This is a genomic window from Allobosea massiliensis, assembly GCF_042655245.1.
Taxonomy (GTDB): Bacteria; Pseudomonadota; Alphaproteobacteria; order Rhizobiales; family Beijerinckiaceae; genus Allobosea; species Allobosea massiliensis.
Genome location: NZ_JBHSLU010000045.1, coordinates 47,140 through 68,192 on the forward strand (window position 1 = coordinate 47,140; position 21,053 = coordinate 68,192).

Consider the following 21,053-nt stretch of genomic DNA (forward strand, 5'->3'; position numbering starts at 1 on the left):
CAGGACTCCGCCGTCATTGCAAGGAGGCGCAGCCGACGAAGCAATCCAGCGTCGGCGCGAGGCGCTGGATTGCTTCGCTTCGCTCGCAATGACGGTTGGCGTTTCGCGCGACACAGAACGCCTCACGTCCGCTTGATCGCGAAGCTCTTGATGTAGTCCTCCGGCTTGGTCGCGTCGAAGGTCTTGCCCATCACGACGATGGTCTTCGAGCCGGTCGGCGGCGTCAGCCCGACTTCGGTCATCAGCTTGGCGGTGTCGGTCTGGAGGAAGACCTCCTTGGCCACCTTGGCATAGTCGACATCGCCCTTGATCTGGCCCCAGCGCTTCATCTGGGTGAGGATCCAGACCGCGAAGCCCTCCCAGGGGAAGGGGTCGAAATCGATGCGCTTGGGGTCGCGCCTGACATTGCCGAGCCCGTCCGCATAGGTCCCGGTCAGCACCTGCTCGACCACCGTCACCGGCTGGTTGAGATAGTTTGCCGGCGCGATCGCCTCGGCGATTGCTTTCCGGTTCTCGGCCTTGGAGGCGAAGGCTGTGGCGTCGATGATCGCCTTCAGCAGCGCGGCATAGGTGTTGGGGGTCTGCGTCACGAACTCCCTGGAAGCCGCGAAGGCGCAGCAGGGATGCCCGTCCCAGATCTCCTTGGAGAGGATGTGGATGAATCCGACGCCGTCGAAGACCGCGCGCTGGTTGACCGGATCGGGCGCGAGGAAGCCGTCGATGTTGTCGGCTCGGAGATTGGCGACCATCTCCGGCGGCGGTACGGCGCGAATCTGGACATCCGTGTCGGGATCGATGCCGTTCTCGGCGAGATAGTAGCGCAGCAGGTAGTTGTGCATCGAATAGTCGAAGGGCACGGCGAATTTGAAACCCTTCCAGGACTTCGGATCGCGCTTGTCCTTGTGCTTCATCGCCAGCGTGATGGCCTGGCCGTTGATGTTCTCGACCGCCGGCATCGTATAGGGAATCGGGTTTGAGCCCGCGCCCATCGAGATCGCCAGCGGCATCGGCGAGAGCATGTGGGCGGCGTCGTATTCCTTGTTGATCGTCTTGTCGCGGATCACGGCCCAGCCGGCGGTCTTGATCACTTCGACGTTGAGACCGTGCTTGGCATAGAAGCCCATCGGCGAAGCCATGATGATCGGCGTCGCGCAGGTGATCGGGATGAAGCCGACCTTGAGGTCCTTCTTCTCCGGCACCGCCTGGGCAAAGGCCTCGGTGGCGGCCGCCAGCGGGAAGAGGCTCGAGATCGCGGCCAGGGCGGTCGAGGCGCCGACCTGCTTCAGGAAGAAGCGGCGCTGCGCATCCTGTGGAAACAGCGCCCGCATCACGGCGTTCTCGACGACGCGCTGATAGCGTCCATCCTCCGTCGCGGATACTTCGGCGGCCTCGGCCCGAATCGCCCGCTCATGCGCGGACTGGCTCTCGTGCCGGCCGCAATCACAGCCGCGGCGGATGCGGCGGTCGGCGTCGAACGGGTTCTTGAACAAGGCCATGCGCGTGTCCTCCGGCTGATCGAGTGGGCGGCTGGTCGCTGCAGTGGTTTTAGCAAGCGGCGGGCCAACCAGGCCGAGCGCAATGGGCGACGAAACATCAAGGACTTAGCGCGAGTTCGCGCTTGACGAATTCTCGTGAATCACGAAAAATCGTGTTCCAGATAACGAAAATTCGTGAGCTGCCGTGATCCCCTCGTCCGCTTCGCCGCAGACCACATGGCTGTTCGAGAGCATGGTCGACGCCGCGCTGGCGGTGGATGTGACGACCGGCCGGATCCTGGCGGCTAATGAGGAGGCGCGGCGCCTGCTGACGCCTGCCGAGCGCGAGCTCGTCGGCGCCTCGGTGCTCTCTGTGTTCCCGGGCCAGGCTGCGGCGCTGACGGTCTTCACCGAGGCGGTGCTGCACAAGGGCCGCTACTGGACACGCTCGCTTTCGCCGCAGCGGGCCGATGGCGAGGCGCTCCACGCCGAGTGCATCGGCGCGCGGCTCTTGACCCAGCCCGACCCGTCGATCCTGCTGACGCTCTACGATCTCGAGGCGCGGCACCGGCGCGATCTCGACGCCGACGCCGAGGAGCATCTGCGCGCCGGATTGACCGAATGGCGCCGCACCGAGCGGCTGTTCCAGGAGATCGAGCGCAGCAACCAGCTGATCCTGCGCGCGGCGGGCGAGGGCATCTTCGGGGTCAATGCGGAGGGCCGCACCACCTTCGTCAACCCGGCCGGCGAGGCGATGCTGGGGTGGGAGACGGGCGAGCTGATCGGGCGGGACATGCATGCCTGCGTGCATCACCACCGGCCCGACGGCACGCATTACCCGCATGAGGAATGCCCGATCTATGCCGCCTTCCGCGACGGGGCGGTCCACCATGTCGAGAACGAGATGTTCTTCCGCAAGGACGGCACGGGGTTCTGGGTCGAGTACACCTCGACGCCGATCCGCGACCGCGGCCGGCTCGTCGGGGCCGTCATCATCTTCCGCGACATCAGCCAGCGTCACGAGGCCGACGAGCGCCTCCGGGCGGCGCTGGCCGAGGTCGACAGCCTGCGCGAGCGGCTGCAGCAGGAGAACGCCTATCTGCAGGAGGAGATGCGGCTGGAGCGCAACCATCGCGGCGTCGTCGGGCGCTCGGGCGCGATCCAGAAGATCCTGAGCCAGGTCGAGCTGGTGGCGCGGACGGATGCCGCGGTGCTGATCACCGGCGAATCCGGCACCGGCAAGGAGCTGATCGCCAGCGCGATCCACGAGGCGAGCGAGCGCCATGTGCGCCCGCTGATCCGGGTGAACTGTGCCGCCATCCCGCGCGAACTGTTCGAGAGCGAGTTCTTCGGCCATGTGAAGGGCGCCTTCACCGGCGCGCTGCGGGACCGCATCGGCCGCTTCGAGCTCGCCGACGGCGGCACGCTCTTCCTCGACGAGGTCGGCGAGATCCCGCTCGAACTGCAGGGCAAGCTGCTACGCGTGCTGCAGGAGGGGCAGTTCGAGCGCGTCGGCGAGGAGCGCACGCGGCACGTCAATGTCCGCATCATCGCGGCGACCAACCGGGATCTGCGCCGCGAGGTGCGCGAGGGCCGCTTCCGTGAGGATCTCTATTTCCGGCTCGACGTCTTCCCGATCGTCTCCGTGCCGCTGCGCGAGCGGCCGGAGGACATTCCGCTGCTGGCGCTGCATTTCCTTGGCGGGGCGCAGCGCAAGCTCAAGACCGAAGGTCTGAAGCTGAGCGAGGGCGATGTCGCGCGGCTGCGCGCCTATGATTGGCCGGGCAATGTCCGCGAGCTCCAGAACGTCATCGAGCGTGCGGCGATCCTGGCGCGCAACGGGCGGCTTTTCATCGCGCTGCCGGAGAGCGGGCGGCCACCCGCGGCTGTCCCGGCGCCCGCGGCGACGGGTGCGGGGATCCTCACCGAGGCAGAGCGGCGCGAGCGCGACCGGGCCAGCATCATGGCGGCCCTGGAGACCTGTCGCGGACGCGTCAGCGGCCCGCAGGGCGCCGCCGCGCTTCTCGGTCTGCCTCCGACGACGCTGGCCTCGCGGATGAAGATCCTGGGCATTGCGGCGCGGGCCCTGCGCCCGGCGGCGGAGCGGGCCGGCGGGTAGCTGGCGTCTTTCTGAGATCCTGTCAGGATCATCTTAACGTTACAGCGAGGTAAGACCCGCGGCGCAACGCATTTGAAGTATTTTACGCTCCATCCAAGAGCCGCACGACATGCCTGTCGCGGGATGACCTTGGAAAAGCGGATGACCTTCAAAGAGTTTCTGCGCCGATGAACGCCTATCTTCCTCTCATCCTGTTCACGGTGCTGACCAACGCCGCGGCGCAGCTGATGCTGAAGCGCGGCATGACCGGCGTCGGGACGCTGGACGTGGCGGGCGACGGACTGATCTCGACCGTCTTCCGGGTGGTCTTCAATCCCTTCGTATTTGCGGGGCTGTGCACCTTCGTCATCAGCATGGCCTCGCATCTGATCGTGCTCTCGAAGGTGCAGATCTCCTACGCCTACCCCTTCCTGAGCCTCGCCTATGTCGTGGTCGCGGCCTACGCCTTCTTCGTCTGCCACGAGGATCTCGGACCGGCGCGCATCGCCGGCATCGGTCTCATCGTGCTCGGCACCATCTTCATCGCACAAAGCTGAGGGACATCATGGATCTGATCGTTCGCCTGTTCATGCGCCTCGGCGCCCTGCTCGAACCGCAGCCGGTTCCCGTCCCCGTGCCAGTGCGCGCCCAGCGTCCGCTTCGGCCGCGCTGAACCAGAGGTGCCATCCATGAAGCACATCATCATCGGCGGCGACGGCTTCGTCGGCTCGCATCTGGCGGCTGACCTTTCGGCCATGGGCGAGGAGGTGCTGGTCGCCGACATCGTCAAGAGCCGGCATCCGCATTACGCCAAGGTGCCGTTCCACCGCATCGACGTGACCGATGCCGAGAGCGTCGCCGGGATTCCGCTCGGCCAGGACGACCTCGTCTACAACCTCTCGGCCAAGATGCTCTCGCCGATCGTCACCCGCGCCGAGCGCCACGACTTCTTCTGGCCGGTGAACTATCACGGCACGCAGAACATCCTGAGCTGGATGGAGAAGGCGGGCGCCCACAAGCTCGTCCACTTCACCACCGACATGATCTACGGCCATTCGGTGACGGTGCCGCAGGACGAGACGCATCCCGCCAAGCCGCTGGGCGAATATGGCGAGAGCAAGCTCGCGACCGAGACGCTGGCCCAGACCTATCGCGACCGCGGCTTCCAGATCCCGATCTTCCGGCCGCGGCTGATCATCGGGCCCGGGCGGCTGGGCATCCTCGTCAAGCTGTTCAAGCTGATCGACCTCAACCTGCCGGTGCCGATGATCGGATCGGGCAAGAACCCCTACCAGTTCATCTCGGTGTTCGACTGCGCCAGCGCCTGCGTTGCGGCCTGGAAGGCCGATTTCCCGAATTCGGCCTACAATCTCGGCTCGGACGATCCGCCGCCGGTGAAGAAGCTGCTCGGCGACCTGATCAAGCATGCCGGCTCGAAGTCGATCCTGCTGCCGACGCCGGCGCCGCTGGTCAAGCTGACGCTGAACGCGCTCGACGCGATCAACCTGCCGATCATGGACCCCGAGCAGTACATGATCGCCGACGAGATCTGCATTCTCGACACCTCCAAGGCCAAGCGCGAGCTGGGCTGGAAGCCGCTGCACCGCGACGAGGACATGCTGCTCGCCGCCTACACCGAATATCGCAAGGCCAAGGATCCGCAGGTCCAGGCCCAGAGGAGCCTCGCCGCATGAGCATGCCCGCTTACAAGACCGCCGACGCGGCCACCCCGGCGCGCCCGAAGCTCTACAGCGTCGAGGAGGCCAAGCAGCTCGACGTCGCCACGGTGAAGGAGCTCTTCACCAACCATATCAACCCCGGCCAGGTGCATTTCCTGAAGCTGCTCGGCTTCGACAAGATCCTCGTCGAGCGCGCCGAGGGCATGCACTACATCACCAAGGACGGCCGCAAGATCCTCGATTTCTTCGGCGGGTTCTGCTCGGTCGCCTTCGGCCACAACCATCCGCGCATCGTCGCGGCCCGGAAGAAATTCCAGGACGAAAACCGCCATGAGATCTGCATGGCGTTCATGTCGCAATACGCCTCGGCGCTCGCGGCCAATCTCGCCGCGATCTCGCCCGGCGATCTCGACATGGTCTTCCTCGGCTCGACCGGCTCGGAGGCGATGGAGGCGGCGCTGAAGGTCGCCGAACAGGCGCAGGGGCCGGGCAAGTCCAAAATCCTGCATGCCGCGAACTCCTTCCACGGCAAGACCAAGGGCGTGCTCTCGGTCACGGATTCGACGCTCTACCAGTCGCAGTTCAAGCTGGTCGAGAACCGGGTCAAGGTGCCCTTCGGCGACATAGAGGCCGTGCGCCAGGCGCTGGAGAGCGACCCGTCGATCGGCATCGTCGTGATGGAGACCATCCAGGGCGGTGGCGGCATCGTCGAGGCGCCGCTCGGCTTCTGGCGGGAACTGCGCGCGCTCTGTGACAAGCACGGCGTGCTCTGGGTCGCCGACGAGGTGCAGTGCGGGCTCGGTCGCACCGGGCAGTTCTTCGCCTTCGAGCGCGACGGCGTCGTGCCGGACGTCACCGCGCTCGCCAAGGCGCTGGGCGGCTCCAAGGCCGCGATGGGCGCGATGATCGCCCGTCGCGAGCTCTACATGAAGGCCTATGGCAAGCCGAAGACGGCGCTGATCCATGCCCAGGCCACGTTCGGCGGCATGGGCGAGGCCTGCGTCTCGGCGATCGAGGCGCTGAACGTGCTCTATGAGGAAGACCTCATGGGCAATGCGCAGCGGCAGGGCGACTACCTGATCGAGCGGCTGAACGGCCTGCGCGCCAAGCATCCTAGCCTGCTGAAGGAAATCCGCGGGCGCGGCCTGATGATCGGAGTCGAGTTCCAGGACATCAGCGAGACCATGCCCTTCGGGCTCAAGCACATGGTCGCGCTGCTCGACGACAAGCTGAAGGGCTCGCTCTGCGGCTTTGTCGGGGCGCTGCTGCTGAAGGACTACGACGTGCTCGTCGCCTTCACCGAGTACAACCGCAACGTCATCCGCCTCGAGCCGCCACTGATCGCGACGCGCGAGGATTGCGACACCTTCATCAACGCCCTGGACGATCTGCTCTCGCGCGGCATCACCCGCATCGTGACGGATTACCTGCGCAAGGTCGCTGTCTCGAAGGGCTGAGGCCTTTCGCCTCGGCGCCGGCTTTCCAAATGCAAAACGCCCGCTCCGGGAGACTGGGGCGGGCGTTTCGATTCGCGCGGATGGCGGTTGCTCAGGCGCTTTCGCCGACGGCCTGGAGATAGAGATCGAGAATCGCCTCTTCCTCGGCGCGCTCATTGGCGTCGCGCTTGCGGATGGCGATGACCTTGCGCAGCACCTTGACGTCGTAGCCGTTGCCCTTGGCCTCGGCATAGACCTCCTTGATGTCGTCGGCGATGGTCTTCTTCTCTTCCTCGAGACGCTCGATGCGCTCCACGATGCTCTTGAGCTGGTCGCCCGCGATCGGATCGTCCATCTGAATGTCCTTCTCGGTGATGGGGAGATTTGGCCGGAGGGTTCGCACCGCACCGCCCCCGGCGTCAAGCCGGCTGCGCCCGGCGGCGGGCCGCTCTCAACAGCCGCGTGGCCTGGAAGGGGCCGCGCAAGCCTCCGACCTAACGATAAGTATGATTATTGCCGCAAAACGCTGGTGACGGCGGCGCGACGCGCACTTAAAAGATTCGGCAATGATACCAGCGGGCCGAAGGGCCCGCGGAACCGGGGGAGACGAGGGGGCCTTGAAGCACGCCGACCACCAGCAGCGGATGCGCGCGACCGCGCGTGCGATCTTCGACGCGGCGGTGGCGCGGGCGCATCCATCGGGCTGCCTGAAGGCGCATCTTCCGCCCGCGCCCGAAACGGGCCGGCTGATCCTGCTCGCGGCCGGCAAGGCGGCCGGCAGCATGACCGCGCTGGCCGAGGCGCATTATCTCGATGCGGGCTTTCCGCCGGAGCGGCTTCTCGGCCATGCGGTGGCGCGGCACGGCTACGAGACCGCCACCCGCCATATCCCGATGGTCGCCGCCGGCCACCCCGTTCCGGATCAGGGCAGCATCGACAGCGCCACTCGCGCGCTGGACCTGGCAGCCGCCGCGACGGCCGACGACCTCGTGCTGGTGCTGCTGTCGGGCGGCGGCTCGGCGAACTGGGTCGCGCCGGCCGGTGCCCTCACGCTGGCGGAGAAGCAGGGGGTCAACAAGGCGCTGCTGCGCTCGGGTGCGCCGATCGGCGAGATGAACATCGTCCGCAAGCGCCTGTCGCGGATCAAGGGCGGGCGGCTGGCGCTGGCGGCCGCTCCGGCCCGGCTCATGACGCTCGCGATCTCGGATGTTCCCAATGACGAGCCGACGGCGATCGCCTCAGGGCCGACGGTGCCGGATCCGACGACGCTGGCGCAGGCGCGGGAGATCGTCGCGCGCTACCGTCTCGACCTGCCGGCGGCGGCAAAGGCGCTGCTCGAAGACGACGCCAGCGAGACACCCAAGCCCGGCCACCCCGCCTTTGCCAACAGCACGTTCCGGATCATCGCCCGGCCGTCAGAAGCGATCGCCGCTGCCCATGCCGCGGCGGTCGCGGCCGGGTACCACGTCCATGATCTCGGTGCCGACTTGGAAGGCGAGGCACGCGATGTCGCGTCGCGCCATGCGGAACTGGCCTTGTCCCTGAAACAGGCGGGCAAACGCGCTGCCATCCTCTCCGGCGGAGAACTGACCGTGACGCTGCGCGGGCAGGGCCGTGGCGGGCCGAACCAGGAATATGCGCTGGCGCTGGCGATCGCACTCGGCGGGGCGCCCGGCATCGTCGCGCTCTCGGGCGATACCGACGGCACGGATGGCGGCGGCGGCGAGGCGAGCGACCCGGCCGGTGCCGTGATCGACGCGACGACGCTCGCGCGCGCCGCTGCGCTCGGCCTTGATCCCGCCCGATCCCTCGCGGAGAACGATTCCACCGGCTTCTTCGAGCCGCTGGGCGATCTGTTGCGGACCGGACCGACCCTCACCAACGTCAATGACTGCCGCGTCATCCTGATCGAACCCTGAGATGAGCCGGACCTCGACCTCCACCCTGCGTCTGCTGCTCCTCGCGGGCGCTCTGCTGGCTGGCAGCTCGCCTGCGCTAGCGGATCTGCGCATGTGCAACACCACGGGCAGCCGCGTCGGCGTCGCGATCGGATATCGCGATGCCCAGGGCTGGACGACGGAAGGTTGGTGGAACATCGCGCCGCGGGCCTGCGAGACCCTGTTGCGCGGCACGCTGGCGGCGCGGTTCTATTATGTCCATGCGGTCGATTACGACCGCGGCGGCGAGTGGACCGGCAAGTCCGTCATGTGCACCCGCAACAAGGAATTCACGATTCGCGGCATCGAGGACTGCCTGGCACGCGGCTATGAGCGCGCCGGCTTTTTCGAGGTCGACACCGGCGAACAAAAGAGCTGGACGATCCAGCTCACCGACACCACCGGCGGCGCCCCCGCCCGCCCCTGAGGACATGTTTCCATGAAGCGCGAGCGCCGCATCAAGATCATCGCCACGCTGGGTCCGGCCTCGTCGACGCCCGAGATGTGCGCAAAGCTGTTTGCGGCCGGTGTCGACGTCTTCCGCATCAATATGAGCCATACCCAGCGCGAGACGCTGCCCGAGAAGGTCGCGATGCTGCGCGCGCTGGAAGGCCAGTTCCGCCGCCCCGTCGGCATCCTGGCCGATCTGCAGGGGCCGAAGCTGCGCGTCGGCGCCTTCGGCGGCGATGGCGGCGTGACCCTGGAGAACGGCGCCCGCTTCACGCTCGATTCCGACCCGACGCCCGGCACGGTCAAACGCGTGCATCTGCCCCATCCCGAGATCCTGACCGCGCTCGAGCCCGGCCACACGCTGATCCTGGACGACGGCAAGCTGCGTCTCGTCGTCGAGAAAGCGAGCGAGACGCAGGCGGTGACGCGCGTCGTCGTCGGCGGGCGGCTGTCCTCGCGCAAGGGCGTCAGTCTGCCGGACACCACGATCGCGGTTTCGGCCATGACCGAGAAGGACCGCTCCGATGCGGAAGCGGCGGCCGAGGCGGGGGTCGACTGGATCGCGCTCTCCTTCGTGCAGCGCCCCGAGGACATGGCCGATCTGCGCAAGATCGTGCGTGGGCGGGCGCTGGCCCTGGCCAAGATCGAGAAGCCCCAGGCGTTGAACCGGTTGGAGGAGATCATCGAGGCGTCCGACGCGATCATGGTCGCGCGCGGCGATCTCGGCGTCGAGATGCCGCTGGAGAAGGTGCCGGGCACGCAGAAGCGCATCACGCGGATGAGCCGGCGCATGGGCAAGCCCGTGGTCGTGGCGACCCAGATGCTGGAGAGCATGATCACCAGTCCAGTGCCGACCCGCGCCGAGGTGTCGGACGTGGCCACCGCCGTGTTCGAGGGTGCGGACGCGGTGATGCTCTCGGCCGAGAGCGCCGCCGGGCAGTTCCCGATCGAGGCGGTGACGATGATGAACCGCATCGCCGAGGAGGTGGAGGGCGAATCGGTCTACCGCTCGATCCTCGAGGCACAGCGCGCCGAGCCGGAGGCGACGGGGGCAGACGCCATCGCCAAGGCCTCGCACGAGATCGCCGACACATTGAACCTCAAGGCCATCGCGGCCTGGACCTCCTCGGGCTCGACGGCCTTCCGCCTTGCTCGGGAGCGGCCGAACTCGACCGTGATCGCGCTGACCCCGAACCGCGCGACGGCGCGGCAGCTCACTCTGGTCTGGGGCGTGCATTCGGTCGTGACGAAGGATGCCAGCGACGTCGACGACATGGCCTCGCGCGCCTGCAAGTTCGCGGTGCGCGAGAAGTTCGCCAAGCTCGGCGACCGCATCATCGTCGTCGCCGGCGTGCCCTTCGGGACGCCGGGCGCGACCAATATGGTGCGCATCGCCTTCGTGGCGAAGGAGCATGTCGAGAAGGCCTGATCAGCCGGGCAGGACGAAGGAGCCGAGGAAGCAGAGTGTGCCGCCGATGCCGAAATATCGTGCGAACCGGCGGTAGACCTCCTGCAATGTCCCGCCGATGAGCTGTTGGGCGAATTCGGCGCGCGGCCTTTCGGTCGGGGGCAGCAACACCCAGACCTCCGTTCGCTTATAGGGTTTGCGAGGCGCGATATCCGCCTTCAGCACGAGAAAGGCGGCCGTTCCCATCATCAGGACGGCGCCCGTCTGCATGGCGACCTGCGGATAGCCCGCCAACCCGATCATGAAGCAGATGATGGCGAGGCCGACGAAACCGCAGCCGCGGGAGACGGACAACAATGCCAGTTCGCGCACCCGCGCCGGATCCATGCCAGGGCCCTTCCATTGACGAAAGGCTAGAGCGGTCGCGCCCCGATGCGCATCACAAAACCGCGTGAGCGGCTCGCTGTCGCCTCAGGCCGGGCGCGCCGTCATCTGCAACAATGTCGGGATCGTCAGCAGCACGATGGCGCCGAACCAGATCCACATCGAGGTGGTGCTGCTGGACGCTTCGCCCTTGCTGCGCTCGTAGATCGCCGCCGGAATGCCGCCGAAAGCCAGCGTCAGGGCCGAGAGAAAGAGCGAGGTGAAGTAGAACACCAGCAGCGGTGACGTGATGAAGAAGCCGGGCGCGAACTGCTTCATCAGGATATAGGCCGGGTCGAACCAGGCCGAGAAATGCATGCCGTTGAGGAGCGACGTCCCGGCGATGCCGATGATGATGCCGTCGCGGCGCAGAATATCCTCGCGATCATCGGTCATGGCTTGGCGACTCCCGTGATCGCGGGCAGCCAGCCGGCGGCGGCGAAGCCGACGAAGACCAGCATGCGGATGAAGAGCAGCCAGACGAAGGCGAGCAGGACCAGAATCCGCTCATGCACCGCGGCGGGAGTGACGATCCGCACCGCTTCGATCACCGGCTGCGTGATCTGCCGGAAGGTCCGCCAGATCACCTTCTCGCTGTCGTCCGGAAAGACCAGCGACAGCAGGAAACGGCCGAGCAGCGTGTACATCAGCGCGGCGAGGGCGAGGTTGGGAGCCTGGTAGAGCCAGAACAGGCCCTGGCTGTCGACATCGGCCATTCAGGATGGGTCCTTGCTGTGTCGAGATCCGTCGAGCCTGTGCCCGACATCGGCTTGTCAGGCAAGCTTCCGCATAGGCCTGCCTCATGAAAAAGGGGGCGGACTGTCGTCCGCCCCCGATCTCTCAGGAGCCGCGGGCAGGCGCCCGCGGCCCGGTCTTATTTCTCGACCATGACCGTATCGCCGCGGGGCTGGCGGATCCGGTCGATGAAGTCCTGAAGCTCCTTCGTCGGCGCCGTGGTGAACTTCGAGACAATGTACATCGTCAGGAAGCCGATCGGCATGCCGAACAGGCCGGCCGAGATGTTGGCGACGTTGAAGTAGCCGACCTTCGAGGCCAGCGGGTGGCTGATCGCCACCCAGCCCTGCTGGAAGATCTGCGGCTGCTCGGCCTTGAGCTTGGCGATGTCGACGAGCGCGGCTCCGGTGACCGGGTTCACGTTCGAGTACATGCCGAGCACGTTGACGCCGAAGCCCGGGAAATAGCGGGTCACGACGAGGTAGACGAGCGTCGTCAGGAAGCCGGCCCAGATGCCTGCCACGGCCGCGGCCGCGGTGGTCTTCTTCGACCAGATGCCCATGACCAGCGCCGGGAAGAGACCGGCCGCCGCCAGCGAGAAGGCCCAGGCCACCATCGCGACGATGTCGGCAGGACGTCCCGAGGCCACCCACGCGGCAACCAGCGCGACGGCGACCAGGATGACGCGGGCGATGATGAGCTTCCTCGCCACCGGCGCGTCCTTGTTGATCATCCGGGCGTAGACGTCGTGCGAGAGCGCGTTGGCGATCGCCAGCAGCAGGCCGTCGGCGGTCGAGAGCGCCGCAGCGAGGCCGCCGGCGGCGACGAGGCCGGAGACGACATAGGGCAGGCCCGCGATCTCGGGCGTGGCGATGACGATCGCGTCCGCCTGGATCGAGAAGTTGGCGAGTTGCAGGATGCCGGTATGCCCGGCGATCTTGCCGCAGGCCGCGGTGATGGTCGCGACATCGACGGCGTTGGTGCCGCAGATTTGGACGAGTCCGATCTTGCCATAGGTGTAGACCCAGCCCGGCAGCTGCGCGAGCGGCTTGCCGATGACGTTCTCGAACACCTCGAGCTTCGCGAAGGCGGCATAGGCCGGCGCCGTGAAGTACAGGATGAAGATGAACAGCAGGGTCCAAGCGACGGAGGAGCGCGCCTCACGCACGGAGGGCGTGGTGAAGTAGCGCATCAGCACGTGGGGCAGCGACGCCGTGCCGACCATCAGGCAGAGCACGAGCGCGAAGAAGTTCAGGGGGTCGTAGCGGGCGAAGGGCACGACATGCGAGGCCGCCGCCGAGACGCCGAGCGCCGCTTCCTTGGTCTGGATCTCGGAAAGAACCTGGCCGTAGGTGAGCTGCGGAATCGGGATGCCGAACTTCTGGGTCGAGAGGATGATCACCGGGATGAGATAGGCGACGATCAGCACGATGTACTGCGCGACCTGCGTCCAGGTGACGGCGCGCATGCCGCCCAGCATCGAGCAGACCAGGATGCCGACGAGGCCGACGAAGACCGCCAGTTCGAAGCTCATGCCCAGCAGGCGTGCGCCGATCAGGCCGGTGCCGACGATCTGCGCCACCACATAGGTGAAGGAGCAGCTCATCAGCACGACGATGCCGGCGATGCGCGCCGCGTTGCCGCCGAAGCGGAACGCCAGGAAGTCCGGCACGGTGTAGCAGCCGAACTTGCGCAGATAGGGCGCGATCAGCGTCGCCACCAGCACATAGCCGCCGGTCCAGCCGAGGATGAAGGCGAGACCGTCATAGCCGAGCAGATAGAGCGTGCCGGCCATGCCGATGAAGGAGGCCGCCGACATCCAGTCCGCCGCCGTGGCCATGCCGTTGTAGAAGGACGGTACCTTGCGGCCGGCGACGTAGTATTCGTCGACCTGCATGGTGCGCGACATGATGCCGATCGCAGCATAGACGCCGATGGTGAAGGCGACGAAGAGATAACCGAGAATGTGGTTGGGGACGCCGGCACGCTCCAGCACGCCGATGAAAACGACAAAGGCGACAAAGCCGCCTGTATAGACACCGTAGATGCGGCCGAGATTCGAGGTGAAGTCGCCCTTCTGAGCTCCTGCAGACATGGATCCGTTCCCCCTCAATCGTCTTCGGCCATGCCGTACTTGCGATCCACCTTGTCCTGGGCCTTGGCGAACCAGAAGAGCTGGAGCACGAATACGATCAGGGAACCCTGGGCCGCCATGTAGAAGCCCATCGGGAAGCCGGCGATCTTCACGCCGTTGAGCACGACGGCGAACATGTGGATGAAGAAGGCAAAAAAGGCCCAGACGCCGAGCATGATATAGGTGAGGCGCTGGGTTTCGGCCCAGTGGGCTTTGACTTTGTCATCTGGTGGCATGGCGTTCCCCCGTTGTGACGCGCGAATACGTCTTCCACCCCGTGCCTGGGAGCGCGGGGCCGGCATCGTTACGTCGGTTTTGTTGACTAGAGCGCCCGGTAACGTGGCGGAAACCAAGGTTTCCGAGAAGGGCGACAAAAGTCTTATACCCTTAGTCGTAAGGGCCTCGGGGAGCTGTCGCGGCCGGCAGGGCCGCCAGGCCGGAACGGGACGTCGAGAGTTCATCGACGGCCGCGGCGACGATCTCCGGCGCCGCATGATGCGGCATGTGCCCGACGCCCGGCAGCAGCACGAAACGCCCCTGCGGCGCCTGCCGCGCGATCGCGGCCGAGTGGATCACCGGCGAGACGATGGCGTCGCTGTCGCCGGTGATGGCGATCACCGGCACCTGCAGGTCGCGGTAGCGCGGCGCCTGGGCGGTGACGAAATCCAGCGTTGCGGCAATGTCCTGGGAGTTGGCGCGGAAGGTCGCCGGGCGCAGCAGCAGCGCGATCTGCGCCGCATCGAGATAGCCGGGCGTGACAGGCCGCGGCGCGAAAACGCTTTCCGCCCCGCCTTCGAGCAGGTTGCTCGCCGCCGGCACGCCGACGAGCCGGGTAAAGAGCGGGCCGATCACCGGCCAGACTGTCAGATGGTGATACCAGGCGATGCCACCGGGCCAAGGATGGGTCACGGCGCCAAGCAGCACAAGGCCGCGCAGGCGATCGGGATGGTCCAGAGCCATCCGTGTCGAGGCGGCGCCGCCGAGGGAATGGGCGACGAGGACGAAGCGTTCCGGCACCACGGCGTCGATGGCGCGCATCAGGGCCTCCGCCTGGCGGGCCGGGTCGGCCATCGTATCGCCGTCGAGCCGGTCGCTCCAGCCATGGCCCGGCCGATCGAAGGCGACGAGACGGTAATGGGCGAGTTCCGGCCCCAGCGTCGCCAGCATGTCGGCATGGCTGGAGGAGGCGCCGTGGATCAGCACGACCGTGCCGCGGGAGGGCCCGTCCGGGCGGCGCTCGCGGTAATGCAGGCGGCCGGAGTCGAAGGAGACGAAGCTGCCGGTCGGCGGGTAGCGGCGGGCTGCCTGGGCGCCGAGCCATTCGGACCAGAGGATCAGGCCGGCGATGGCGAGAACGGCGATGACGAGCAGGGAGCGGATCAGCATGATGCGGATACGCGCCACAGCCCGTCGTGGTTCTGCTGTGGACTCAGGCGTCGCGACCGTCGACTTGGGTCTTGAGCGAATCGACGGCGTTCTTCACCGGCTCGAGCTGCGGATAGATTTCCAGCGCGCGGCGATAGGCGACCATGGCGCGTTTGTCGTCGCCCTGCTGGCGCAGGATCGTGCCCAGCCCCATCATCGCACCGTAATGGCGCGGCTCGCGCTTCAGCGTCTCGCCGATGTCGAGCATGGAGCGGATCGGATCGCCGGCGAGAAAGAGCGCGTTCGCCCGCTGGTTCCAGCCTTCCGCCCAGTCCGGCTCCAGGCTAATCACGCGATCGAGCAGTTCGATCGCCAATTCGAGGCGTTTTTCCTTCATTGCGGTCTGGGCCCGCGTCATCAGCAGGTCGGCTGTCGAGGAGCCGGAGCGCGCCCAGCGGCGCTGGATCAGATTGGCGATACCCTTTGCTTCCTCGGGCGAGGTCGCGGCGGCCAGCCGCTCGAAGAGCTTGTCGAGCGTCGCAGCAGGTGCGCGCGAGGGGCCGGTGGAGGCCGCGGGATTGTCGTCCCGGTCGGAGGGGGCGACAGCACCCGGCCGCTGCGGCGGGGCGGGCTGCTCCGATGGGACCGGTGCCTGGGCATCAGCCAGCGAGGGAGCGGCCACCAGCGCAACGAGAAGGGCGGCGGCCGTAAGCGAGCGCGCGATCATCATCGCGTCAGTCTAGCCGCGGCCACGGGCAGGTCAATTCACGGAGCGGCGACCCGCCAACGCAAAAAGCGGGCGCGCCCGAGGGCGTCCCGCTTTGCGATCTTCGCAGGATGGGCCGAGGGCGGGCGCAAGCCCGCCGAGGCCTCAGCCCTGGCGCGCCTTGAAGCGCTTCTGGACCTTGTTGATGATGTAGACGCGGCCCTTGCGGCGCACGAGCTGGTTGTCGCGGTGACGGGCGCGCAGCGACTTCAGCGAATTGCGGATCTTCATAATCTCAACTCCATCGATCCGCTCTGTCGAGGGGCGAACCGGTCAAAACGGAACCTGCCAAAACAAGATAAGCGACGCGGGCCGAAGCGAGCCCTCATCGACCACGCGAATGGTGCGGCTGATGCGATGCCGGCTGTATACGGATTTTTCGGAGATCGCAAGGGCGGATGGCGAGAGCGGTCAGGAAAAGCGGGGGTCGTTCTCTCGTTTCCCTCACCGTTCACGGTGGAGGGGCGGAACCAAGGTCGTGATCGCCGCGTTCCGGCTCACCATCATCCTGGGGATAGCATCATGAAGATCTCGACCATCGGTATGCTCGCTGCCGCTTCGATCGCGCTCGGCGCCTGCGGCAACACGACGGAACAGCGCATCGGCGGTGCCGCGGCCGGCGCCGGCACGGGTGCCATCGTCGCAGGCCCGGTGGGCGCAGTCGTCGGCGGTGCGGCCGGCGCCATCACCGCACCGGCCGTCGTGCGCGAAACGCGCCGCGCGACGCGCTGAGCCAGACGGCTGGCGGCCTCAGGGGTGCCAGCCGGTTTCCTCGACGGGGGCGTTCTGAGCGTCCTCGTCCTTGCGGGCCTGCTCGACATGGCTGAAGAGCGCGCGCAGCGCCGCTTCCACGCCCTCGCCCGATGCCGATGACAGCACGATCGGCATCCGCTTGGCGGCGCGCTTCAGCCGCGCGACCTGCTCCTTGAGCAGTTCCGGCGAGAGCGCGTCGGCCTTGGACAGCGCCACGATCTCCGGCTTCTCGTCCAACCCTTCGCCATAGAGACTGAGTTCTTTGCGCACGGTCTTGTAGGCCTTGCCGGCATGCTCGCTGGTGCCCTCGACGAGGTGGAGCAGCACGCGGCAGCGCTCGACATGGCCGAGGAAGCGGTCGCCGAGGCCATGGCCCTCATGCGCGCCCTCGATCAGGCCCGGAATATCGGCCAGCACCATCTCGCGCCCATCGACCCGCACCACGCCCAGTCCCGGATGCAGCGTGGTGAAGGGGTAGTCGGCGATCTTGGGCTTGGCGGCGGTCACGGTCGCCAGAAAGGTCGACTTGCCGGCGTTGGGCAGGCCGATCAGTCCGGCATCGGCGATCAGCTTCAGCCGCAGCCAGACCCAGCGCTCCTCGCCAGGCAGGCCGGGATTGGCATGGCGCGGCGCCTGGTTGGTCGATGTCTTGAAATAGGCGTTGCCGAAGCCGCCATTGCCGCCCTTGCACAGGACGAAGCGCTGGCCAGGCTCGGTCAGGTCGGCGATCAGCGTTTCGCCATCCTCGTCGAAGACCTGGGTTCCGGGCGGGACCTTGAGCACCTTGGTCTCGCCATTGGCGCCATGGCGATCGGCGCCCATGCCGTGGCCGCCGATCTTCGCCTTGAAATGCTGCTGGAAGCGGAAGTCGATCAGGGTGTTCAGGCCCTGCACGCATTCGATCACGATGTCGCCGCCGCGCCCGCCGTCGCCACCATTGGGCCCGCCGAACTCGATGAACTTCTCGCGACGGAAGGAGACGCAGCCGGCGCCGCCATCTCCCGCCTTCACATAGATCTTGGCCTGGTCGAGGAATTTCATGGGCTCTCAGTAGTGTTCGCAGGGGGAAAGGGCAATGCGGCGCCGGCGACAGCCTCACGCTGCGAGCCGCGGTGCCGCCATCTCCTCGCGCAGCGCATCGGCGAAGCGGCGTGCCGCCAGCCCCGGCTGCGGGCCCATGATCAGCCCGACCGAGAGCTCGAACAGCGCCGGCAGGCCCTCGACCGGGCCGAGCCGTCGCGCGGTCGGCGGCACGGCGCTCTCGGTGACGGCGGTGACGCAGAAGCCCGCTTCGACCGCCGAGAGCATGCCCGAGGTGTGCGAGCAGGAGAAGACGAGGCGATGATCCTTGCGGGCCTCGGCCAGCGCCGCGAGCAGGCGCGGGCGGACCCGGCAGCCCTCCGAGAACAGCGCCAGCGGCAGGGGCTCCTGCAGTTCCGGCCGGTGCCCGCGCGCCGCGATCCAGACGACCGGCTCGCGCCTGACAACATCGCCGACAGGGCGTCGCGGGTCCTGCGTCACGACCCCGAGGTCGAACTCGCCGGCCGCGACGGCGGGTTCGATCCGCTTCGAGAGGTCGCAATGGAGTTCCAGCTCGACCCGGGGATGCTCGGCGGCGAAGCGTGCGATCAGCGGCCGCAGGAACGCGTCGACATAGTCGTCCGGAATCCCGATCCGCAGCCGACCCGAGGCGCTGCTGCCGCCGAGATCATCGAGCGCCTCGCGCTGGATGGCCAGCAGGCGCCGCGCATGGGCGAGCAGCCGCTCGCCGGCCGGCGTCGGGACCACGCCGCGGCGCGAGCGTTCGAGCAGCCTGTGGCCGAGCTGGGTCTCGAGATCCTGGATGCGGACCGAAATCGCCGATTGCGTGCGTCCGAGCCGCACGCCCGCTGCGGTGAAGCCGCCGCTCTCGACCACCGCTACCAGCATGTCGAGCGCCGCCAGATCGAAATGCGTGGACATGGCGCGATCTCCGTCGATCGATTTTAAGAATGGTTAAATCAGAATAATCCGTTTTTCCGATGGATAGAAGCGGGGTAGGACGATGATCCATCGAACCGCTCGAACCTCGCGTGATCCCGGATGGAGCGAAGCGGAACTCCGGGATGACGCGAAGGTCGGATCCAAACCTCTCGAAAGCCCACCCATGTCCACCCCGGCGACCGTCATGCCCGCCCCGACCGCGCCAGCGCTTGCGATGTTCGTCGCGCTGCTCACAGGGGCGACCTGCATCGGCTTCTCGGGCGTGTTCGTGCGCTTCGCCGATGTCGGGCCGGCGGCGGCCGGGTTCTGGCGGATGATCTTCGCCCTGCCGGTGCTCGCGCTCTGGACGGGGCTGGAGCGGCGTCGTCCCGGCCAGCCGGCCGCGACCTCCGCCGCGCTGCTGCCGATCGTGCTCGCCGGTCTCGCCTTCGGCGTCGACGTCGTCCTCTACAACGCCGCGCTCGGCTTCACGACGATCGCCAACGCCTCGCTGCTCGGCAATCTCTCGCCGGTCGCGGTGGTGCTGGGCGGCTGGCTGCTCTTCGCCGAGCGTCCGAGCCGGCGCATCCTCGGCGCGCTGGCGCTGGCCATCGGCGGCGCGCTGATGCTGGTGCTGCCCAAATTGACAGCCACTTCGGCGGCTGTGCCCGGCAGCCTGTTCGGCGATAGCCTGGCGGTCGGTGCCGCGCTGTCCTACGCCGCCTACATCATGGCCGTGCGCCGCGCCCGGAATGGGGTCGATGCGGGCCGCATCAGCCTGATCTCCAGCGCGATCTGCGCGGTCTTCTGCCTCGTCGCCGCGCTGGCGCTGGGCGAGGCGATCCTGCCGTCCAGCCTGCAGGGCTGGCTCGCGGTGATCGCGCTCGGCCTCGTTTCCCACGCGCTGGGCCAGGGGCTGATCACGCTCTCGCTCGGCCAGTACGGCGCCAGCGCGGCCTCGCTCGTCATGGTCTGGCCGGCGCTGGTGTCGGTGCTCGCCGCCTGGGCGATCTTCGGCGAGCAGCCCTCTCCCGCGCAGGCCTTCGGGGGCGTCGCGATCCTCGCGGCGGTGCTGATGGTCCGCAAGGGCTGAAAGCGCGCGCCGCTAGAGCGCCGCCGCCAGCACCTCGATCTCGACCTTGAAGGCCGGGAGGGTGAAGCCCGAGACGATCATCAACGTCGAGGCGGGCGGCGGCGTGCCGACATGGGCGTCGCGCGACTCCATGTAGCCCTTCATATGGGCGCGGTCGGTGACATAGGCGTTGAGGCGCACGATGTCGGCCAGCGTCATGCCGGCCTCGGCCAGGATCGCGCCGATGTTCGCGAAGCAGAGATCGGCCTGCGCCCGGGCATCCTCGGGGATCGAGCCATCGCGGGCCATGCCGAGCTGGCCCGAGCAGGCGACGAGCCGATGGCCGGCCGGCACGGCGATGCCGTGGCTGTAGCGCGCGAAGGGCGGCGCGATCGTGGTCGGCAGCAGGGGCCGAAGCGACGCGGCAGGCGCGGGCGAAGGGGGGGACGTCATCCGGTCTCTCCTGTGGCCGCGGGATCCGATCGGGTGACGAACGGGAACCGGAGCGCGCGCGGCGGGTTCGCAAACCAGGTCGGCTGGGCTATGGACGCCCGGCACGATCATACTCATGTGACGTTCACGGGAATGATCTAGGATTCAACCATTTCCTGCGACGCGTTCGCCTGCCTGCACCGCACGATCGATCGGAACCGACGCCTCATGACCAAGAAGACCGCGACCATGGCCATGACCCTCAAGGCCGCCGGACTGCTCCCGCTGTTGGCGCTGACCGCCTGCGCCGGCTCGCAGCGCTTCGTCGGCGGCGCGCCGCAATCCTACGGGCAGCCGAGTCTGCCGCCGGCCCCGGCGATCAGCTCGGCACCAGTGATCTCGGAGCCGCTGCCGCCTCCGGGAGGCTATCCTGTCGCTTCTGCGCCTGCGGTAGGCCAGCCCGGTGCGCTGCCGCCGCCGCAGGACCCCTATTACAGCCCGTCGCCCGCCGCTCCCGGCATGCCGCAGTCGACGCCGACGGCTCCCGCGGCGCCGCAGGCCACGGATGTTCCGACGCTGCGCGGCGGTGGCGGGCAGGTCGCGACGCTCGGCGCCGGCAGCAATGCCGCCCGGCCCGCCGTGACCTCGCGCGACGGGGTGATCGGCAACTGGACGGCGCGCGAGGCCACCGGCGGGTCCTGCCGCGTCCAGCTCTCCAGTGCGCCGGCGCTCGATCTCTATCGCGCCAGCGCTGCCGGCTGCTCCAACCGTGACCTGCAGAAGGTGACGGCCTGGGACTACCGCGATGGCGAGGTCTATCTCTATCAGCAGGGCGGAACAGTGGTGGCGCGGCTGCGCACCAGCGGTGGTGGCGCCATGGACGGCGCCGTCACCAAGTCGGGCGCGGCGCTCTCGCTCAGCCGCTGAG

Annotated in this window: 23 protein-coding genes; 10 read left to right on the plus strand and 13 right to left on the minus strand. The window is 67.5% G+C overall.

The annotated features are described in order from the left end of the window. Window positions 1-122 precede the first annotated feature (122 nt). Window positions 123-1,496 carry a CmpA/NrtA family ABC transporter substrate-binding protein gene (locus ACFPN9_RS14725; protein ID WP_066717238.1) on the minus strand — a complete coding sequence of 458 codons (1,374 nt, stop codon included), beginning with the start codon at window positions 1,494-1,496 and terminating at the stop codon, window positions 123-125. Between the two features lie 232 nt (window positions 1,497-1,728). On the opposite strand from ACFPN9_RS14725, the gene ACFPN9_RS14730 reads away from it, so the two are divergent. The 4 genes from ACFPN9_RS14730 (at window position 1,729) to ACFPN9_RS14745 (ending at window position 6,709) form a co-directional block, all read left to right on the plus strand. Beyond that, a complete protein-coding gene (locus tag ACFPN9_RS14730; protein WP_082734957.1) occupies window positions 1,729-3,594 on the plus strand; it encodes a sigma 54-interacting transcriptional regulator in 1,866 nt (621 codons plus the stop codon). Window positions 3,595-3,761: 167 nt separating this feature from the next. Continuing rightward, on the plus strand, window positions 3,762-4,130 hold the full coding sequence (locus ACFPN9_RS14735; RefSeq protein WP_377817212.1) for a DMT family transporter: 369 nt from the start codon (window positions 3,762-3,764) through the stop codon (window positions 4,128-4,130). A gap of 132 nt (window positions 4,131-4,262) precedes the next feature. Beyond that, window positions 4,263-5,267, plus strand: coding sequence for an NAD-dependent epimerase/dehydratase family protein (locus ACFPN9_RS14740; RefSeq protein WP_066717247.1), 1,005 nt, complete (start codon window positions 4,263-4,265; stop codon window positions 5,265-5,267). After that, window positions 5,264-6,709, plus strand: a complete 1,446-nt coding sequence (locus ACFPN9_RS14745) for an aspartate aminotransferase family protein (RefSeq protein ID WP_066734384.1) — start codon at window positions 5,264-5,266, stop codon at window positions 6,707-6,709. The genes ACFPN9_RS14740 and ACFPN9_RS14745 overlap by 4 nt, the downstream gene beginning before the upstream one ends. A 91-nt stretch (window positions 6,710-6,800) precedes the next feature. Here the strand turns inward: ACFPN9_RS14745 and ACFPN9_RS14750 are convergent, their stop codons facing one another. After that, the gene (locus ACFPN9_RS14750; protein WP_066717565.1) at window positions 6,801-7,043 is read right to left on the minus strand and encodes a DUF2312 domain-containing protein; all 243 of its coding nucleotides are present in this window, start codon (window positions 7,041-7,043) and stop codon (window positions 6,801-6,803) included. Between the two features lie 289 nt (window positions 7,044-7,332). On the opposite strand from ACFPN9_RS14750, the gene ACFPN9_RS14755 reads away from it, so the two are divergent. From ACFPN9_RS14755 to pyk, 3 genes are read left to right on the plus strand one after another with little or no spacing between them, the layout of a single operon-like run. Next, the gene (locus tag ACFPN9_RS14755) at window positions 7,333-8,607 is read left to right on the plus strand and encodes a glycerate kinase type-2 family protein (protein WP_066717659.1); all 1,275 of its coding nucleotides are present in this window, start codon (window positions 7,333-7,335) and stop codon (window positions 8,605-8,607) included. Window position 8,608: 1 nt separating this feature from the next. Continuing rightward, window positions 8,609-9,052: a DUF1036 domain-containing protein gene (locus tag ACFPN9_RS14760; RefSeq protein WP_066717566.1), complete on the plus strand. Its 444-nt coding sequence runs from the start codon at window positions 8,609-8,611 to the stop codon at window positions 9,050-9,052. A 12-nt stretch (window positions 9,053-9,064) separates the two neighbouring features. Beyond that, entirely contained in the window at window positions 9,065-10,504 is a 1,440-nt protein-coding gene (gene pyk, locus ACFPN9_RS14765) for a pyruvate kinase (protein WP_066717568.1), read from the plus strand. On the opposite strand, the gene ACFPN9_RS14770 is transcribed toward pyk, so the two are convergent. The 8 genes from ACFPN9_RS14770 to ykgO all read right to left on the minus strand — a co-directional run bounded on the left by ACFPN9_RS14770 (window position 10,505) and on the right by ykgO (window position 16,137). After that, on the minus strand, window positions 10,505-10,870 hold the full coding sequence (locus ACFPN9_RS14770) for a hypothetical protein (RefSeq protein ID WP_066717570.1): 366 nt from the start codon (window positions 10,868-10,870) through the stop codon (window positions 10,505-10,507). An 84-nt stretch (window positions 10,871-10,954) separates the two neighbouring features. Continuing rightward, complete coding sequence (locus ACFPN9_RS14775) at window positions 10,955-11,302, minus strand: hypothetical protein (protein WP_066717573.1); 348 nt, start codon at window positions 11,300-11,302, stop codon at window positions 10,955-10,957. Beyond that, on the minus strand, window positions 11,299-11,622 hold the full coding sequence (locus ACFPN9_RS14780) for a YggT family protein (protein ID WP_066717577.1): 324 nt from the start codon (window positions 11,620-11,622) through the stop codon (window positions 11,299-11,301). The genes ACFPN9_RS14775 and ACFPN9_RS14780 overlap by 4 nt, the downstream gene beginning before the upstream one ends. A gap of 158 nt (window positions 11,623-11,780) precedes the next feature. Continuing rightward, window positions 11,781-13,736, minus strand: coding sequence for a sodium:solute symporter family protein (locus ACFPN9_RS14785; protein ID WP_066717580.1), 1,956 nt, complete (start codon window positions 13,734-13,736; stop codon window positions 11,781-11,783). 14 nt (window positions 13,737-13,750) lie between these two features. Beyond that, window positions 13,751-14,011: a DUF4212 domain-containing protein gene (locus ACFPN9_RS14790; protein ID WP_066717584.1), complete on the minus strand. Its 261-nt coding sequence runs from the start codon at window positions 14,009-14,011 to the stop codon at window positions 13,751-13,753. A gap of 151 nt (window positions 14,012-14,162) precedes the next feature. Then, on the minus strand, window positions 14,163-15,179 hold the full coding sequence (locus ACFPN9_RS14795; RefSeq protein ID WP_066717586.1) for an alpha/beta fold hydrolase: 1,017 nt from the start codon (window positions 15,177-15,179) through the stop codon (window positions 14,163-14,165). A gap of 25 nt (window positions 15,180-15,204) precedes the next feature. Beyond that, window positions 15,205-15,867: a tetratricopeptide repeat protein gene (locus tag ACFPN9_RS14800; RefSeq protein WP_197431927.1), complete on the minus strand. Its 663-nt coding sequence runs from the start codon at window positions 15,865-15,867 to the stop codon at window positions 15,205-15,207. Between the two features lie 144 nt (window positions 15,868-16,011). Beyond that, a complete protein-coding gene (gene ykgO / locus ACFPN9_RS14805; protein WP_038363015.1) occupies window positions 16,012-16,137 on the minus strand; it encodes a type B 50S ribosomal protein L36 in 126 nt (41 codons plus the stop codon). A gap of 291 nt (window positions 16,138-16,428) precedes the next feature. Here ykgO and ACFPN9_RS14810 point away from each other — a divergent pair, with 291 nt between their 5' ends. Further along, a complete protein-coding gene (locus ACFPN9_RS14810; protein WP_066717591.1) occupies window positions 16,429-16,638 on the plus strand; it encodes a hypothetical protein in 210 nt (69 codons plus the stop codon). A gap of 18 nt (window positions 16,639-16,656) precedes the next feature. Here ACFPN9_RS14810 and obgE read toward each other — a convergent pair whose 3' ends face one another. Together obgE and ACFPN9_RS14820 are read right to left on the minus strand one after the other, a co-directional pair. Then, a complete protein-coding gene (gene obgE / locus ACFPN9_RS14815) occupies window positions 16,657-17,700 on the minus strand; it encodes a GTPase ObgE (protein ID WP_066717592.1) in 1,044 nt (347 codons plus the stop codon). A gap of 54 nt (window positions 17,701-17,754) precedes the next feature. After that, window positions 17,755-18,621: a LysR family transcriptional regulator gene (locus ACFPN9_RS14820; protein ID WP_066717594.1), complete on the minus strand. Its 867-nt coding sequence runs from the start codon at window positions 18,619-18,621 to the stop codon at window positions 17,755-17,757. A 205-nt stretch (window positions 18,622-18,826) separates the two neighbouring features. Here ACFPN9_RS14820 and ACFPN9_RS14825 point away from each other — a divergent pair, with 205 nt between their 5' ends. Then, window positions 18,827-19,714 carry a DMT family transporter gene (locus ACFPN9_RS14825; RefSeq protein ID WP_197426528.1) on the plus strand — a complete coding sequence of 296 codons (888 nt, stop codon included), beginning with the start codon at window positions 18,827-18,829 and terminating at the stop codon, window positions 19,712-19,714. A 12-nt stretch (window positions 19,715-19,726) separates the two neighbouring features. Here ACFPN9_RS14825 and ACFPN9_RS14830 read toward each other — a convergent pair whose 3' ends face one another. Next, the gene (locus tag ACFPN9_RS14830; protein ID WP_066717599.1) at window positions 19,727-20,146 is read right to left on the minus strand and encodes a RidA family protein; all 420 of its coding nucleotides are present in this window, start codon (window positions 20,144-20,146) and stop codon (window positions 19,727-19,729) included. 207 nt (window positions 20,147-20,353) lie between these two features. Here ACFPN9_RS14830 and ACFPN9_RS14835 point away from each other — a divergent pair, with 207 nt between their 5' ends. After that, window positions 20,354-21,052 (plus strand): AprI/Inh family metalloprotease inhibitor, encoded by a 699-nt coding sequence (locus ACFPN9_RS14835; protein ID WP_245282295.1) that lies wholly within the window; start codon window positions 20,354-20,356, stop codon window positions 21,050-21,052. The last annotated feature ends 1 nt before the right edge of the window (window position 21,053 follow it).